The following is a 15418-nucleotide window of genomic DNA, read 5'->3' as shown; positions in this document are numbered from 1 at the left end:
ACCGCCTCGGCCGCAACGGGGGAGGGCCCGAGGCCCTCGCCCCCCGTTGCGACCCGCGAGACCCGGCGATGCGACCGCTCCGGTCAGGAGCCGCCGCCGACGCACGTCCCGATATTCCACGTCGCCAGCACACACGTCGCGGCCGCGCCACACGTCGTGTTTGCCAGGTCCGACGGGCCCGGCGAAGTGCCGATCGTCGGGCCGAGGTAATAGCAACAGGTGAAGAAGCAGTAGAATTGTGTCCCCGCGGTCGTATAGCACGCCGCGCCGCGGACCCGACTCGCCTCCGCGGGGTCGACCGGCCGGTACTTGGGGCCCTCGGCGGCCCCGCCGATCTGCCAGCCGCCCGCTACGAGCGCGGCGACGACGAGCGCCGTTTCGAACCATCGCTTCATCTGAGACTCCTCCTCATACAGGGTCCAGACAGGTCCCCGGGCGTGACGATCTCGCCCGGTGGCTTGGGAAGCACCGTCCCGGGTGCTTGTGCGTCGGATCGACGGATGTGATAAAGAAGCACGCTGAGTGTGTCGGCCAAATTAATCGAGGTCAAGAGAAAAATCCGGAGATTCGAGAACGCCGAGTTCATTCTGAATTTAGTAGGTCTTGGGGCGTGACGAAAATTGATTTGGCTGAACCGTTTGTAGACGTCGGGGAGGCTCGGTGCGGCCCGCGAGGCGCCGGACGATCGCGGAATTTCCGGCGATTTTCGCCGCCGGGCCGCTTGTGGGTGTCCGATCGCCGTGATAGGAATAGAGGATGAGTGTACGATAGCTCATGCCAAATAGGCCGCGCACGCCCTCGGTCATGTCTCGCGGGATCGCGGGGGCCGCGGGCACATGAATGGCCTCGATATCTGGGATCGGCCAGGTCAGGCGTGTTTTGTTGTGCGCGAATCCTCGAAAAGTTCGGGATTGATGTCGAAGGGGTGGGATGGGATGCAAGGTCCAAGCCTCCTGGTCCGGGCCGTCGAATCGATTTGTGAAAGGATTCAGGAATGGATGCGCCCCGGGGAGAACGGCCGGGACCCGGAGGCCGTCGCCCTCTCCGCGCTGGCCCTGGAGGCGGGCGATGGGGACGACCCGAGGCTCTTGCCGCTTCGGAGGGCCCTGGCCGGTTGGCAGGGCCCCGACGGTGCCGTGTCCATGGGGCCCGGGGTGCCGCAAGCCTACTGGCCGACGGGTTGGGCGGCCCTCGCCTGGCGGAATGCCGGCGAGTTCTCGCCCCAACGCCGGAAGGCGACCCGGTTCCTGGCGGGCGTTTCCGGCCTCCACTGGCCCCTCGATCCCGGCAGCCCGTTCGCGCACAACACGTCCTTGCGCGGTTGGGCCTGGGTCGGCGGGACGCATTCGTGGGTCCAGCCCACCGCGTTGGCCGTCACGGTGATGGGCGTCGAGGGCCTCGGTCGTGACGGCCGGGTGGCCGAGGCGGTCGAGATGCTCTTGGACAGGCAACTCCCGGGCGGCGGTTGGAATTACGGCAATACCCGGGTCTTCCGGAACACCCTCCGGCCCCTGCCGGAGGATACGGGCTACGCGCTGGTCGCCCTCCGCCCGCACGTCGGCCGAGGCCAGGTGGATGCGAGCCTGGCCTACTTGTCCGACACGACCCGAGGCCTGCACGCCCCCGCGGCCCTGGCCTGGGCGGTGCTCGGCCTCGCGGCCTGGGAGGCCCGCCCGCCCGACGCGGACGACCGGATCGTGGAGTCGCTCGCGCGACAATCGCAATTCGGCGCCTATCCCGTGCGCTATCTCGCGCAGTTGGTCATCGCCTCGAGGCTCAAGGCGGGCCTCGTCTCTCTGTTCTCCCGGGGGGGATAAGCGGCATGGGCTCTCGACGATGGTCGTTTCCCGGCATGTTTTCCCGCCGCCGATTCCTGGGCGGGGCCGGCCTGGCCGGCGCGACGGCGGCCGGGGCCCTGGCGTGGAACGAGCTCGTCGTCCGGGACGCGGAACCCGTGATGATCGTACGTGCCCGGGACTACCGCGACGGCTTGAACGGGAAGCTGAAGGACGCGCTCCGGGAACTCGCGATCACCCCCGCCTTCGTCGCCGGGAAGCGCGTCGTCCTGAAGCCGAACCTGGTCGAGCCCCGCCGGGATGCGGAACATGTTAACACGCATCCGCTGTTGATCCAGGCCGCGGTCGAGGCCTTCCGGTCGCTCGGGGCCGCCTCGGTGACGGTCGCGGAAGGGGCCGGGCACGTCAGGGACCCTTACTATGTCATCGAGGAGTCGGGGCTGCTGCCCGTCCTCGCCGAAGGCCGGACGCCGTTCCTCGACCTGAATTTCGCCCCGACCGCGACGGTGGCGAATCGCGGCCGCCGGACCCGCATGGCGGAGCTGGTCCTCCCGAGGCCGGTCCTCGACGCCGACCTCCTGGTCTCGATGCCGAAGATGAAGACGCATCATTGGACCGGGGTGACGCTGAGCATGAAGAATCTGTTCGGGCTGATGCCCGGCTCGCACTACGGCTGGCCCAAGAACGTGCTCCACGAACGGGGGCTCGTCGAGTCGATCCTCGACATCAATGCCACCGTCCACGCCCATCTGGCGATCGTCGACGGGATCGTGGGGATGGGAGGGGACGGGCCCATCATGGGCTCGCCGGTGCCGTCGGGGGTGCTTGTGCTGGGGAGGAACCTCCCCGCCGTCGACGCGACGTGCGCGGAGGTCATGGGGTTGGTCCCGGCGGCCGTGGAGCACCTCCGCCTCGCCTCGGGGACGCTCGGGCCGATCGACCCGTCACGGATCCGGCAACGGGGCGAGCGCATCGAGGCCGTCCGGACGCCGTTCCCGCTGCTCGACTACATCCCGTCCCAACATCCCTTGCGGGCCTGAGCCGCCCCGGCCGATCGGGCCTCCCCTCACCCGCCCGGGGCCCATCCGGAATCGGTCAAGCAGGACGGGCAGAGCCCGCGTAAATAACCACCCTCTCGCCTCAGGTTGAATGCCGGCGCAATCCCCCAATGGCTCCCATGGTGATACGCGCACCTGTCGCAAAAGAAGCCGCCCGCCGATGACTCTCCCTCTCCTGGGACCGGGAGCTCGGGGCCCCGGTCCGATTTCCCATAAGCCTTGTGGATCTCGTCCGTCGAGGTGAGCGCCGACCTCGCGCGTCGTGCCCGAAACATCGCGACCCCCAGTGCCCCGAGACTCAGGGCCGCGATCATGACCACGAGGACGAGACGGTACGGCTTGCCTACCAACATCGGGGCCTCATCCTGCGGAGACGGATCGGCGGAACGTTTCTGTAGGGTGGGCACCGCTCGCCGATGTGAATCGGTGGTGTGTGTCGAAAATGGGTCTCTGCGGGTTTGGTGGTGCCCATGATATCAAATCGTACCAAGGTGATCGTGTCAATGTGGGGGATGCCCACCCTGCAAGGTCCGGTCGTATCGGGTGGGCGTCGCCCGTCTGTGTTGAGGAAAGGCCGGAGCCTGACGACCGGGGGCTGGGTGGTTCAGGGAGTCCCCGGGTTGTCGGCGTCGGCGTCGGCGTCGGCCCGTTGGCGGACGGCCTGGCGGATCCGGTCGCGGAGGCGCTCGGGCATCGCGTCGAGCTCCTCGCGGGAGAGCTTGCCGTCGCCGTCCTTGTCGAAGCGGCCGAGCTGCTCCTTGAACCGCTCGGGGATCGGGATCCCTTCGGCGGCCGGGTTGGGGCGACCCCCGCGGAGGATAGGGAGCCCGAGCCGTTTGGCGGCCCCGCCGAGGAGGGCGGCGCCGAGGCGGTTCCCGCGCAAGGCGAGGATCTTGAGGAGGTCGGCCGGGGTATCGGTGACGACCTGGACCCCCAGCAGGCACATCTCGTCGGTCGTCTGCTCGCCCCAGTGGACCGGCTTCGGGGGACGGCTCGGGTTGCTCGGATTGTCCTCGGAGTTGTCGTAGGAGGCCTCGAGCTTGATCACCGTCCCCTTCGCGAGCCGGACGGGCTCGCGGAACTGGTATTGGCCTTGCCAGTTGAAGTCCCAGTCCTTGATCCAGATCAAGGGGACGGTGCCGCCGTCGGGCGTCTCGGCCACCACCTTCATTTGCTTGCCGATGTAGTGCATGTGGGGCGCGACCCCGATGACGTCGACGTCGGCGGGGAGGGGTGGGCTCTGCGCCCGGACGCGATAGTCGCGGTCGCCGGGGGAGATGTCGAGGTCTCGGGTCCGGACGGCGATCCCGCCGACGATCTTCTTCGCCGGCGTCTTCGTGAAGTAGATCCCGACGACGGACTGGTCGGACTCGGCCTTGCCGTCGGGGTGGTAGTGGACCTGGAGGACCAGGTCGCTCCCCTTGCGGAGGGACTTGCCGATGCCGTCGGGCAGGAACCTCGGCATCGCCCCGGGTGCCCAGCCGCCGAGCCCTCCGGTCGGGAGGATGCCGGGGCCCGCGAAGCTCGTGTAGCCCGGGCCGGGATCGGCCTCGTCCCTCTTCCTCCCGGCGCCCGTACTATCGAGGAAGAGCAAGGCGTGGTGGACCACCCTCCGGCCCCCCGGCCGGAACTCGACGGCGGCGACCGTCTTGTTCGCGTCGATCGGGATCGGGATTACGAAGCATCGGTAGATGTCCGGCCCGCTCGCCGGGACCGGGAACGGCTCGCCCATCTTGAGCACCAGGTCGGGGGGCCCCAACTGCCACCCCTCGGGGAACGTCGGCGCGGGGGGCAGGTCCTTGGCGTCCCCCTCGGGGGCCCCGGCCTCCGCCCAGGCGGCGATCCGGGCGACTTCGGCGTCGGTCAACCGCCTCTCGTCGTGGAACGACCCGAAGCCCGGCGCCGGCTTCCACGGCGGCATCTTCCGCGAGTTGGTGACCTCCGCGAGGAAGTCCGCCCGCTTCGCCGCGTCCTTGTACGACAGCAGCGAGAACGGCCCCACCTCCCCCGGCCGGTGGCACCCCGCGCAGTTCTTCCAGAGGATCGGCGCGATATCCTTGGTATACGTCGGCTCGCCCGCCCCCGCAGCCCCGGCCCCCGACCCCACCAACCCCGCGACCACCACGATTCCCGCTAGACGCCCCATGGGCGGATCCCTCGACGAGACTCGATCTCCGCGGCCCGAAGAGGATCGGATCGCGCTACCCTGGAGATAACCCCTCAACTCGCCGAAGGTTTCCCGAAAACCGGATCCGATTTCAAGCAGCGACGCTGCGCCACCCTCTTTTCTTGAAACGGGAACAGGCGTATATAACGTGGATCGGGTCGATCTTCTTGTCGAACACGCCTTCTCGCTGGCCAATGCTTTTCCCGCTTGTTTGCTCCGTTGTTGCGCTATAGTTGGTGGGCAAACGTTTTTTTAGCTATTAATAATTTAAAGATTGAGATATTAAATATTTTTGCATGTGAATGTGGCGATGATAATGCAGGCTCCCAGCTTAAGGAGGGGGATAGCAAGGTCGCGGCACGGAGGGTCAAAGGGCATTGGGCATTCGGTCGGCTCTGCTGCGATGCTGGTGCGTGGGGAGACCACCAAACGACGTCGTCCTGGCCACCGGCCTGATCGTCGTCAAGTCGGAGGCGACCGAGTCGCGTGAAGTCCGCCGGTCGTTTTCGTCTGAGCCGGACTTCGGCGCCTCGAGCGCCAACGACCTGTTGGCGGCCCTGTCTGATCGACGACAATTATTTTTCCCGGTCAACGTCAATTAGAATTCCCGGCTCCTGACCCCTGGTAGGCTGTCCCATTTCGGCTTCTTCGAGCTGGAACACCGGGATGGTCACCGATCGACAATTCAGGAGGCTGCGGAAGTTGATCCCGACCGAATCGACTCTGGCCAACGCCGCCGACAGGGCCGACATCGACGAGAAGACCGCACGCAAGTATCGCGACTCGGACTTGCTCCCCAGCCAACGCCGCGTCCCTCACTCCTGGCGGACTCGGGAGGATCCGTTTCAGGAGGTCTGGCCCGAGCTCGAGGATCGGCTTCGGCTCAATCCCGGACTCCAGGCCAAGACCCTTTTCCTCGACCTGCAGCGTCGTTTCCCGGGGCGTTTCCCCGACGTCCAACTCCGGACCTTGCAACGGCGGATCAAACGATGGCGGGTCCTCGAAGGGCCCCCGAAGGAGGTGTTCTTCGGACAAGTCCACGAACCGGCACGCCTCGCCGAGAGCGATTTCACCCACATGGGGGGACTCGGCGTCACCATCGCGGGTGAACCATTCGACCATCTGATCTATCACTTCGTGCTCACCTACTCCAACTGGGAGACCGGCACGATCTGCTTCTCGGAGAGCTTCGAGAGCCTCAGCGAAGGGCTACAGAACGCCTTATGGGAACTGGGAGGGGTCCCCAAGCGGCATCGCACCGATCGCTTGTCCGCGGCGATCAACAATGATTCGGACGCCGAGACCTTCACGCGGAAATACCAGGCCCTCATCGCCCATTACGGGCTCGAGGCCCAGGCGATCCAGCCACGGAAAGCCAACCAGAACGGCGACGTCGAGCAGAGTCACCATCGCTTCAAGCAGGCCGTCGACCAGGCCCTCCTGCTGCGAGGGGGCCGCGACTTCGCCGGCCGTGGCGACTATCAGGCGTTCCTCCGCAAGCTCATGTCCGGTCGCAACGCCAACCGCAAGGGGCGATTCGCCGAGGAGCAGGCCGCCCTCCGCCCGTTGCCGACGAGGCGCCTGGAGATGAGCCGACGGGTCAAGGCGCGGGTCGATTCGGGCAGCACGATCCACGTCGGCGGCAACGCCTACTCGCTGCCGAGCCGCCTGATCGGCGAGCAGGTCGACGTCCACATCGGCCTGGAGTCCTTGGAGATCTGGCACGGGGCCCGCCTGGTGGACCGCATCCCTCGACTGCGGGGACGCGGCAAGCACCGCATCGAGTACCGCCACGTCATCGATTGGCTGGTACGCAAGCCCGGGGCGTTCGAGGAGTACCGCTACCGCGATGCGATGTTCCCCACCAGCCGATTCCGGATGGCCTACGACGCCTTGAAGGGCTGGCGGCCGGGCGGCGCGGTCAAGGAGTACCTGACGATCCTCCATCTGGCGGCGAAGGAGGGGGAGGGACTCGTGGACGAGGCGTTGCGATCCTTGCTCGATCGAGGGCGGCCATTCGACGGAGATGCGGTGTCCGATCTCGCCGGCGAGGGCCGGCGGCTCCCCGCGGTGACTGACGTCACAATTATTGATGTTGATTTAACGATGTACGATCGGCTCTTGGAGCCAAGGGAGGAGCATGGATCCCAGTACCACGGACCTGAAGGCACGACTGATCGCCCACCTCAAGGAACTCCACCTGCCGACGATGCGAGGCAGTTTCGAGGAGTTGGCGCGACAGGCGCAGCAGGAATCGCACAGCTATGAGCGCTACCTGCTCGAGCTGACGGAGCGGGAGCGCGAGGCCCGGCGAGGCCATCGGATCGAGCGTCTCCTGAGGGAGTCGCGGCTGCCGCCGGGCAAGGGCCTGGAGTCATTGGACCTGAAGCGGCTGCCGCCGAAGGTGGTCCAACAAGTGAGGGCGCTGCTGGACGGCTCGTTCGCCGACCGTTGCGAGAACGTCCTGGCGTTCGGCAACCCCGGGAGCGGGAAGACGCACGTCATATCGGCGATCGGACAAGAATTGATTCGTTCAGGAAGGAGGGTCTATTTCCGGAACTGCGGGCTGATGGTGCAGGACCTCTTGGCGGCGAAGCGTGACCTGAAGCTGAGCCGTTACTTCAAGAGCCTCTCACGCTACGACGTGTTAATCCTGGACGACTTGGGCTACGTGCAGCAGGGCCGAGATGAGATCGAGGTCCTCTTCAGCCTGCTGGCCGAGCGTTACGAGCGAGGGAGCGTGATGCTCTCGAGCAACCTGGCGTTCTCGGGTTGGGAGTCGATCTTCAAGGACGCGATGATGACGGCCGCGGCGATCGACCGTCTGGTGCATCATTGCGTGATCCTGGAGCTGAACGTTCCGAGTTACCGCGCGGAGCAGGCCAAGAAGGCCCGCCAAACACCCGTCGCGGCCCAATAACGACCGGTTTATGCGTCCGGGAAAAATAATTGACGCCAGCCGGGAAAAACAATTGACGCCAGACACCTGTCAGGTCAATCTGAGGATTCGATATGAGCAAGATGCCCAGGAAGGCACCCCGGAAGGCTGCTGCGATTAATCGCGGAGGTACAGGAACGCCGTCGCGAGCAGAATTCGATGAGGTATTGGCCTTCATCGAGGCTGCACGGTCCCGGGCGGTTGTCGCCGCCAACTCGACGTTGATCGATCTCTACTGGCAGCTTGGCGAGTACATCAGCCAGAAGATCACTGCCGCGGGCTGGGGCCAGGGGACCGTTGGGGCCCTCGCCGACCTCATCCAACGTCGCCATCCGGGGAGGTCTGGGTTTTCCGCCAGCAATCTGTGGCGGATGCGGCAGTTCTTCGAAACCTACCGCGACGCTCCAAAGCTCGCACCGCTGGTGCGAGAATTGCCCTGGACCCACAACCTGCTCATCATGAGCCGCAGCAAGCGTGAGGAGGAACGCGAGTTCTACCTGCGCGTTGCGGTGCGTGAGAGGTGGGGCAAGCGGGAACTGGAACGCCAACTCGCCGGGGCCTTATTCGAACGCGTCGTCTTGTCACCAACCAACCTTTCTTTGCCATTGCGGGAACACCATCCCGAGGCCAAGGAGGTCTTTAAGGACACGTATTTGGTCGAGTTCCTCGACCTTCCTCCCCTGCATACCGAGCCCGACTTGCATCGGGCGCTCATTGAAAAACTCAAGCAATTCCTGGTCGAACTGGGCCGAGACTTCTGCTTCATCGGAAGCCAATATCCGGTGCAGGTGGGTGGGCGCGATTTCGTCCTTGATTTACTGTTCTTCAACCGCGCGCTCAACGCACTGGTGGCGTTTGAATTGAAGGCTGTCGAGTTCGAGCCCGAGCATCTGGGGAAACTCCAGTTCTACCTGGAGGCCCTCGACCGGGACGTGAAGAAGCCCCACGAACAGCCTTCCATCGGCGTACTCCTCTGCGCCACGAAGAATCACGAGGTTGTCGAGTACGCCTTGAGCCGGTCCATGTCGCCTGCACTGGTGGCCCAATATCACACCCAGCTACCCGACAAGACGCTGCTCCAGGCCAAGCTGCACGAGTTCTACGAACTGGCCGAGTCGCAGGCTCGTCGCGAGACTTCGACGCAGTCTACGGCGAAATCGTCCGGCAAGATGTCACAAAAGGGCCGGAAAAGATCCTGACCACCGTCCCTACCTCGCTTCAACCAGACCGACGCGTTGAGGGCAGGCGCATCGCAAGGGGCTGCTCATCGCCGCTTTCAGGAGCAAGGCCAGGGAGATCGCGATGCAGGACCAGCCGAAAAGGTCGCCGATCCGGGCGTAGGGGGGCGGTTGGAGGTCCGGGATCGGGGCCTGGGCGAGGAGGGCCGGCGCCTCGGGCCCGCTCGGGGCTTGGGCGAGGACTCGGCCGTAGCGATCGCTGACGGTCATGTCGCCGCGTCGGGCGGAGCGGACGAGGGTGAAGCCTCCTTCGACGCCGCGCAGGACGGCCATTCGGCCGTGGAGCCAGGCGTCCTCGCCGAAGTCCCAGGCGGGGGCGGCGACGATCCTCGCACCTCCGGCGGCCAGGGCCCGGCTCGTCTCGGCGAAGTCGAAGTCCTTGCAGATGGCCCCGCCCAGACGAAGGTCCTCGACTCGCGTCGACAGCACGGGCCCCTCGCCGGGGACGACCTGTCCCGACTCCAGGCCCGGGATGAGGTAGCGCTTGTCGTAGGCCAGGCTCCGGCCGTCGGGCGTGAACATCAATAGGCGGTTCGACGCCCGGCCGTCCTTCCCGACGCGAAGGCCGATGACGAGAGTGGCTTTCGAGGCTTTGGCCCAGGCGCCGAGGTTATTTTCGAGGGGAGTTAACTCGTTGGGGGCAATGCGGGCGATCTCTTCAGGGAGGACGACGAGCTTTGCGCCTCGGGCGATGGCGTCCGCCAGGCGAGGCCGGTAGGAGTCCAGCACTCCTCGCCAGTCGTCGGGGAAGTCGCGTCCCTGGTCGAGAGCCGCGAGGGCGACAATGACTTCGGGCGATGTTGGTGCTCCGGCGAGCCGGACCCAACCGAAGAGGAGCCCCGCCGCCACGACGGCGAAGCCCGGGCCGGCGGCTGAGAGTCCCCGACGAGGCCGCCCCCATTCGTCGAGGAGGAACGCCAGGCTCGAGGTGAAGAGGTCGACCAGGAACACGATCGCTGGTGTGCCGCCCAACGCGGCGACCTGGAGCGCCGTGACGAAATCTATCTGGCTATAAGCAAAGCTGAACGCGGTGCCATGGGGCGAGGTGTTCGCAAGCAGCGTGTCGAAACCCGCCGCCCATACCGGGAAGACGAACACGGCAATCGCAGGGTGGATCCGGTGCCGTGCCTGCGAGGCGAAGAGGATGCCCGTCGCATAGATCAGCGCCAGGACAACGGACACCCCTCCTGCGATCGGGGGCGGGGCGACGTTCGACAGGTAGAGCGACATCGGCAGGCCGCCGATCAGGGCGGTCAGGAACGCCAGGCCGAAGGCGCCGCGGGCCCTCGAGCGGAAGGCTGTGACTAAGACAGGGACCGACGCCGGCCACGCCGCCCACCAGAGCGGGTGCAGCGAACCTGACAGGGCCAGGAGCCCTGCGCTGACGAGGCAAGCCACCAGCCTCGCGGGAAACGACTTGAATTTGAACATGAATCGCTCCACAATGTGAACGGCTCTCACATTAAAGGAGTCTCCCGTGCCTCCGTCAAGCCCGCGTCCGAATTACCATCACGGCGACCTCAAGCGGACGCTGATCTCGGCGGCCCTGGAAGCCGTGGAACGCCAGGGTTGGGAGGCGTTATCGCTCAGCGGCCTGGCCGAAGCCTCGAGCGTTGCCAAGAGCGCGCCTTACCGGCATTTTGAGAACCGCGACGCGCTCCTGGCGGCCGTGGCCGCGGAAGCGTTCGAGTTGTTGATCGTCGACATCGTATCCGCGGCATCAACCGGTGATCGGCCAGGAGCCTTGCGTGCGGCGGCCGAGGCCGTGCTCCGCTTCGCCGAACGGCGACCACAGTTATTCCGCCTCATGTTCCGGAGCGACCTCCTCGTCCGTCCGGGCGGCCCGCCGGACGTCTTGCAGGAACCCGCTCGCGTGGCCTATCTTCGCTTCGAAGCGGCGGTCGCCGAGAGGCTCTCGGGCGCGGACGTGGCGACCGTGAAAGCCTCGACGGTTGCGGTGTGGTCCATGGTCTTCGGCTTCGCCGTCCTCACCGCCGAAGGACGGATCAAGCCGTTCATGCGCGAACCCCTCAGCATCGAAGAACTGCGTGTCCGCGCCCTCGACATCATATCAGGGTTGGTTACCGAGACATCTCGCTGATGACCTCCGAGCTTTGTTAGGGGCACCTCCGGATCTTGACTTTCTTCGATGGTTGTCTATATTGATGGGCGTCGAAACAAGGATTGCCGTGACGAACATGACTGAGACCCAATTCCGGAAGGTGGCGAGGGCTTTGGCGGACCCGCAGCGGTTCGCGATCCTCGAGAGGATCGCGGGCGAGGCTGGGGAGATGCCGTGCAAGGCGCTCGTGCAGGAGCTCACCGTCTCGCAGGCGACGGTGTCGCACCATCTGAAGGAACTGACGGAGGCCGGCCTGGTCGAGTCGCGCAGGGAGGCGCAAAGCGCCTTCCTGAGCGCGAGGCGAGAAACGCTCGAGGCGTTCCGGGTTGAGCTCGGCCGGAGGCTGGGGCTGTCAGGCGAACAATGACCGAACTTCGAGCTAGGGGCAGCCACGGATAGGGCAAAGGATTTTTTGCCACGGATGGAACACGGATAAATCAAGGGATCGGAGGATTTATCAACAGATGGCGCAGATGGACACAGATTGGAAATTTGATAAAAACTAAAAAATTGTTGCTTGATTGTTTGTTTTGTATTGCTTGTTAATCATACTATTTCTTCGTCTTGTCCGTGTTTCATTCGTGTTATATCCGTGGCTAAACGATTCCCGTCTTCCATCCGTGGCAGATTCTAGCCAGCGGCCGGGATCAGTGTGCGCGATCGGGGGGCGTGGCATGTCGAGGATGATCGGCGGTTGCGCGTGGCGCCGCCGAGGTGGGCGGGCATGGCCTTGGAAAACGGGGAGATCCGACGATGTCGTGGGAAAAGGCCCTTGCGGGCAAGGTCGCGTTGGTGACGGGGGCTTCGCGGGGGATCGGGGCGGCGATCTCGGTCCACCTCGCGAAGGCGGGGGCGGAGGTCCTCGTCAATTACGCGAAGAGCGAGGAGTCGGCCCGGGCCGTGGTCGCGGCGATCGGCGAGGCCGGGGGGAAGGCCCACGCGCTCAAGGGGGACGTCAGCGACGCCGCCCAGGTCGAGGCGATCTTCGGCGAGGTCGACCGGAACCACGGCGGCCGGGTCGATGTCCTGGTGAACAACGCAGGAATCTACTTGCGGGGGCCCCTCGCCGAGTTCAGCGAGGCCGACTTCGACCGCTCGTTCGACGTCAATGTGAAGTCGATGTTCCTCGTCACCAAGGCCGCGCTCAATCGTTTGCCGGACGGGGGCCGCGTGATCAACGTCGGGAGCATGGTCGGCGAGCGCGTGCCGTTCCCCGGCGGGAGTGTGTACGCGGCGACGAAGTTCGCGGTCGCCGGCCTGACGAGGGCCTGGGCGCGGGAGCTCGCTCCGAGGAAGATCACGGTGAACGACGTCCAACCGGGCCCGATCGACACCGACATGAACCCCTCCGACGCCTCGAAGAACCCGGCCGCCGACTTCCTCCGAGGAGTCATCCCCCTGGGCCGGTACGGCACGGCCGACGAGGTCGCGGCGCTCGTCGCGTTCCTCGCCACGCCGCAGGCCTCGTTCATCACCGGGGCGACGATCAACGTCGACGGCGGCCTCGTGGCCTGACTCCGGTCCGCCCCGCCGGCTCGCGGAGCCGGCGGCCGGGCCCGGTACGAAACCCTTGGAGAATCCACCGATGCACAGGCGAGAATTGCTGACGACCGGCCTCGGCGCGGCGGGAGCCCTCTGGCTCTCGGGCTTCGGGAGGGCCGAGGAACCCGCGAACGACTCCGACCCCGCCGCGATGATCGCCAAGATAGGGCCGATGATGAAGTCGATCCCGATCGAGGTCGTCGGGGTCGCCGACGGCCTCGACGTCGTCCAGGGGCCCGGCGGCAACGTCGCCGTGCTCCGAGGCCCTGATGGGCTCTTCGTCGTCGATTCGGGCGTGCCCATGCGCGCCAAGGACATCCACGACAAGGTCAAGGAGATCGGCGGCAAGCCGGTCTCGATCCTGGTCAATACCCACTGGCACTTCGACCACGCCGGGGGGAACGAGGTCTTCGGCCAGGCCGGCGCGGTGATCGTCGCCACCGCCGCGACCCGGAGGCGCCTCTCGACCGAGCAGTACACGGCGATCTTCAAGGTGACCTCGCCCCCCTCCCCGCCGGTGGCCCTCCCGTCGCTGACCGCGGATGAGTTCGAGTTCCGCGCCGGGGATGAGACCGTCCACCTCGTCGCCGTCCCCCCCGCGCACACCGACGGCGACCTCTTCGTCCACTACACCGCCCGGGACGTGATCCACACGGGCGACCTCTTCAACAACGGCTTCTATCCGAACATCGACGCCTCGAGCGACGGCTGGATCGGCGGGATGATCGCCGCCGCCGACATCATCCTGAAGGTCGCCGGCCCGAAGACCAAGCTCATCCCCGGCCACGGCCCTGTGGGGACTCGCGACGACCTCGTCGCCTTCCGCAAGATGCTCGTCACCCTCCTCGACCGCCTCTCCCCCCTGCTCGACTCCGGCAAGTCCGTCGACGAGGCGGTGGCCGCGAAGCCGACCAAGGACCTCGACCCCTCCTGGGGCAAGGGCCTCTTCACCGGCGGCTTGTTCACCCGCGTCGCCTACGACGGCCTGGTGAAGCATCGCAGGCGGCAAGGCTAATGCCCCGTCAAGCCTTGATGTGGGGTGCCGCTTTCCGGCGTTGACGCGGTATGAAGCTTCCCCCCGGTAGGTGGGGCACTCTTGCCCCGTTCTTGTTGCGGGAGCCGAGGCGAAATCCGTGGGGCAAGATTGCCCCACTTACCGGGGGGATGGTTGGCGAAATCCGCAGGGCAAGAGTGCCACACTCACCAGGAGAATCCTCCTCCGAGTCGGACTCCCTCGACGCGAGTGTCCTCGGGATAGTTGGCCGGGTTGGAGCTTGCGACGCCCCGGCCATCAGGTCGTATTTCCTCGACGTCAGGGGCGTCGGCCAGATCAGGCTGTGTCGGACGTCGGATTACTCGGCCGTGAGTTGACGCTTCGCTTCGGCCAGCTTCTCCCGCTGCTCATCGCTCACCTCGGGATATCTGAGGTCCAGCGAGTGGAGCGTGGTCGTCACGATGTCCGCGACGACGGCCCGGGTGACCCACTTGTTGTCGGCCGGCACGACGTACCAGGGGGCCCATTCGGTGCTGGTGGCCGACAGGCAGTCGCCGTAGGCCTTCATGTAATGGCCCCAGTGGCTCCGCTCCGCCAGGTCGGCGTCCGAGAACTTCCACTGCTTCTCCGGCCGGTTGAGCCGGTCCAGGAATCGCTTCTTCTGCTCCTTCTTCGACACGTTCAGGAAGAACTTGAGGATCACCGTCCCGTTCCGGGTCAGGTGCCGTTCGAAGGCATTGATGTCCTGATAACGTTGGCGCCAGAACTTCTTCTTGAATCGGTCGACGGGCAGGCGCTGGGTCGCCAACAACTCGGGGTGGACCTTCACGACGAGGACATCTTCGTAGTAGGACCTGTTGAAGATCCCGATCCTCCCCCGCTCGGGTATGCATCGCATGTAGCGCCAAAGGAAGTTGTGGTCCAGCTCCTCGGTCGACGGCTTCTTGAAGCTGAAGACCTGGCAGCCCTGGGGGTTGACCCCGGACATCACGTGCTTGATCGTCCCGTCCTTGCCGGCCGCGTCCATCGCCTGGAGGACGATCAGCAGGGAGAACCGGCCGTCGGCATACAGCAAGTCCTGGGCTCGGGCCAGGTCTTCGAGGTTCTGGTCGAGGATCTGCCGGGCCCGCTCCTTGATGGCCTCCTTCCCGAGCTCCTCCAATTCGTCCGTCTGGGTCCACCCGGGGTTGTAATCCTTCAGCCGAACGGTCGCGCCGGGCGGCACGCGGAAGAGGTCGAGGATGTCCTTACGAAGCATGGGCAGCCTCCACGGATAGTGCCAAGCGATCCCAAGGGCATCGCGTCGCGGCGTCGGACTCGGAAGATTACCTTGAATTTGAAGGCTATGCTATAACTCCCCAACCATTCATTCCTGGAAATGACATCTGGGCGGCTCCCGCTCCTCATCGCCGCGACGGTTGGCTTGGCGGGAGGGTCGCCAGGCGCCGCAACGTGCGAATCACACAACGGCCCGAGAGGTTGCGAGCCGGCCCACGATCCCGGATTCCCTCCGGTGGTGAGCCGTCGCTTGAACTCCGAATGGCAAGCGGACAAGAATCGAAG

At 65.6% G+C, this 15418-nt stretch carries 13 protein-coding genes and 1 pseudogene; 10 read left to right on the top strand and 4 right to left on the bottom strand.

Features of this window, described 5'->3' with window-relative positions; genetic code table 11:
• Window positions 1-83 precede the first annotated feature (83 nt).
• A complete protein-coding gene (locus tag ACYOEI_RS19130) occupies window positions 84-395 on the bottom strand; it encodes a hypothetical protein (RefSeq protein WP_462851147.1) in 312 nt (103 codons plus the stop codon).
• A gap of 603 nt (window positions 396-998) precedes the next feature.
• Between ACYOEI_RS19130 and ACYOEI_RS19125 the strand changes: the two genes are divergently transcribed.
• Window positions 999-1817, top strand: coding sequence for a hypothetical protein (locus ACYOEI_RS19125; protein ID WP_462851146.1), 819 nt, complete (start codon window positions 999-1001; stop codon window positions 1815-1817).
• A gap of 5 nt (window positions 1818-1822) precedes the next feature.
• Window positions 1823-2836 (top strand): DUF362 domain-containing protein, encoded by a 1014-nt coding sequence (locus tag ACYOEI_RS19120; RefSeq protein WP_462851145.1) that lies wholly within the window; start codon window positions 1823-1825, stop codon window positions 2834-2836.
• Between the two features lie 622 nt (window positions 2837-3458).
• Here ACYOEI_RS19120 and ACYOEI_RS19115 read toward each other — a convergent pair.
• A complete protein-coding gene (locus ACYOEI_RS19115; RefSeq protein WP_462851144.1) occupies window positions 3459-5000 on the bottom strand; it encodes an ascorbate-dependent monooxygenase in 1542 nt (513 codons plus the stop codon).
• 434 nt (window positions 5001-5434) lie between these two features.
• Between ACYOEI_RS19115 and ACYOEI_RS19110 the strand changes: the two genes are divergently transcribed.
• The 4 genes and pseudogenes from ACYOEI_RS19110 to ACYOEI_RS19095 all read left to right on the top strand — a co-directional run bounded on the left by ACYOEI_RS19110 (window position 5435) and on the right by ACYOEI_RS19095 (window position 9158).
• On the top strand, window positions 5435-5623 hold the full coding sequence (locus tag ACYOEI_RS19110; protein ID WP_462851142.1) for a hypothetical protein: 189 nt from the start codon (window positions 5435-5437) through the stop codon (window positions 5621-5623).
• A 103-nt stretch (window positions 5624-5726) separates the two neighbouring features.
• A pseudogene (istA, locus tag ACYOEI_RS19105) lies at window positions 5727-7145 on the top strand (IS21 family transposase); the annotation flags it as partial.
• A gap of 16 nt (window positions 7146-7161) precedes the next feature.
• Window positions 7162-7941 carry an IS21-like element helper ATPase IstB gene (gene istB, locus ACYOEI_RS19100; protein WP_462851141.1) on the top strand — a complete coding sequence of 260 codons (780 nt, stop codon included), beginning with the start codon at window positions 7162-7164 and terminating at the stop codon, window positions 7939-7941.
• Window positions 7942-8033: 92 nt separating this feature from the next.
• Window positions 8034-9158 carry a PDDEXK nuclease domain-containing protein gene (locus ACYOEI_RS19095; RefSeq protein ID WP_462851140.1) on the top strand — a complete coding sequence of 375 codons (1125 nt, stop codon included), beginning with the start codon at window positions 8034-8036 and terminating at the stop codon, window positions 9156-9158.
• A gap of 9 nt (window positions 9159-9167) precedes the next feature.
• On the opposite strand, the gene ACYOEI_RS19090 is transcribed toward ACYOEI_RS19095, so the two are convergent.
• A complete protein-coding gene (locus ACYOEI_RS19090) occupies window positions 9168-10628 on the bottom strand; it encodes a nitrilase-related carbon-nitrogen hydrolase (RefSeq protein ID WP_462851139.1) in 1461 nt (486 codons plus the stop codon).
• Window positions 10629-10674: 46 nt separating this feature from the next.
• Here ACYOEI_RS19090 and ACYOEI_RS19085 point away from each other — a divergent pair, with 46 nt between their 5' ends.
• From ACYOEI_RS19085 to ACYOEI_RS19070, 4 genes are all read left to right on the top strand, one after another.
• Complete coding sequence (locus ACYOEI_RS19085; RefSeq protein ID WP_462851138.1) at window positions 10675-11298, top strand: TetR/AcrR family transcriptional regulator; 624 nt, start codon at window positions 10675-10677, stop codon at window positions 11296-11298.
• A gap of 97 nt (window positions 11299-11395) precedes the next feature.
• The gene (locus ACYOEI_RS19080; protein WP_462851137.1) at window positions 11396-11686 is read left to right on the top strand and encodes an ArsR/SmtB family transcription factor; all 291 of its coding nucleotides are present in this window, start codon (window positions 11396-11398) and stop codon (window positions 11684-11686) included.
• Window positions 11687-12072: 386 nt separating this feature from the next.
• A complete protein-coding gene (locus ACYOEI_RS19075; protein ID WP_462851136.1) occupies window positions 12073-12834 on the top strand; it encodes an SDR family NAD(P)-dependent oxidoreductase in 762 nt (253 codons plus the stop codon).
• Window positions 12835-12904: 70 nt separating this feature from the next.
• Complete coding sequence (locus ACYOEI_RS19070; RefSeq protein WP_462851135.1) at window positions 12905-13876, top strand: MBL fold metallo-hydrolase; 972 nt, start codon at window positions 12905-12907, stop codon at window positions 13874-13876.
• A 337-nt stretch (window positions 13877-14213) separates the two neighbouring features.
• Here the strand turns inward: ACYOEI_RS19070 and ACYOEI_RS19065 are convergent, their stop codons facing one another.
• The gene (locus tag ACYOEI_RS19065) at window positions 14214-15113 is read right to left on the bottom strand and encodes a polyphosphate kinase 2 family protein (protein ID WP_462851133.1); all 900 of its coding nucleotides are present in this window, start codon (window positions 15111-15113) and stop codon (window positions 14214-14216) included.
• Between the last annotated feature and the right edge of the window lie 305 nt (window positions 15114-15418).

Source organism: Singulisphaera rosea (genome assembly GCF_054877945.1).
The sequence above is the reverse complement of the archived record's forward strand: the minus strand, read 5'-3'. Positions and strand labels throughout refer to the sequence as shown.

What these genes read in the sequence shown, in the direction of transcription:
- ACYOEI_RS19130 (WP_462851147.1), bottom strand. Translation starts at nt 395, where the DNA reads ATGAAGCGATGGTTCGAAACGGCGCTCGTCGTCGCCGCGCTCGTAGCG.
- ACYOEI_RS19125 (WP_462851146.1), top strand. Translation starts at nt 999, where the DNA reads ATGCGCCCCGGGGAGAACGGCCGGGACCCGGAGGCCGTCGCCCTCTCC.
- ACYOEI_RS19120 (WP_462851145.1), top strand. Translation starts at nt 1,823, where the DNA reads ATGGGCTCTCGACGATGGTCGTTTCCCGGCATGTTTTCCCGCCGCCGA.
- ACYOEI_RS19115 (WP_462851144.1), bottom strand. Translation starts at nt 5,000, where the DNA reads ATGGGGCGTCTAGCGGGAATCGTGGTGGTCGCGGGGTTGGTGGGGTCG.
- istB (WP_462851141.1), top strand. Translation starts at nt 7,162, where the DNA reads ATGGATCCCAGTACCACGGACCTGAAGGCACGACTGATCGCCCACCTC.
- ACYOEI_RS19095 (WP_462851140.1), top strand. Translation starts at nt 8,034, where the DNA reads ATGAGCAAGATGCCCAGGAAGGCACCCCGGAAGGCTGCTGCGATTAAT.
- ACYOEI_RS19090 (WP_462851139.1), bottom strand. Translation starts at nt 10,628, where the DNA reads ATGTTCAAATTCAAGTCGTTTCCCGCGAGGCTGGTGGCTTGCCTCGTC.
- ACYOEI_RS19080 (WP_462851137.1), top strand. Translation starts at nt 11,396, where the DNA reads ATGACTGAGACCCAATTCCGGAAGGTGGCGAGGGCTTTGGCGGACCCG.
- ACYOEI_RS19075 (WP_462851136.1), top strand. Translation starts at nt 12,073, where the DNA reads ATGTCGTGGGAAAAGGCCCTTGCGGGCAAGGTCGCGTTGGTGACGGGG.
- ACYOEI_RS19070 (WP_462851135.1), top strand. Translation starts at nt 12,905, where the DNA reads ATGCACAGGCGAGAATTGCTGACGACCGGCCTCGGCGCGGCGGGAGCC.
- ACYOEI_RS19065 (WP_462851133.1), bottom strand. Translation starts at nt 15,113, where the DNA reads ATGCTTCGTAAGGACATCCTCGACCTCTTCCGCGTGCCGCCCGGCGCG.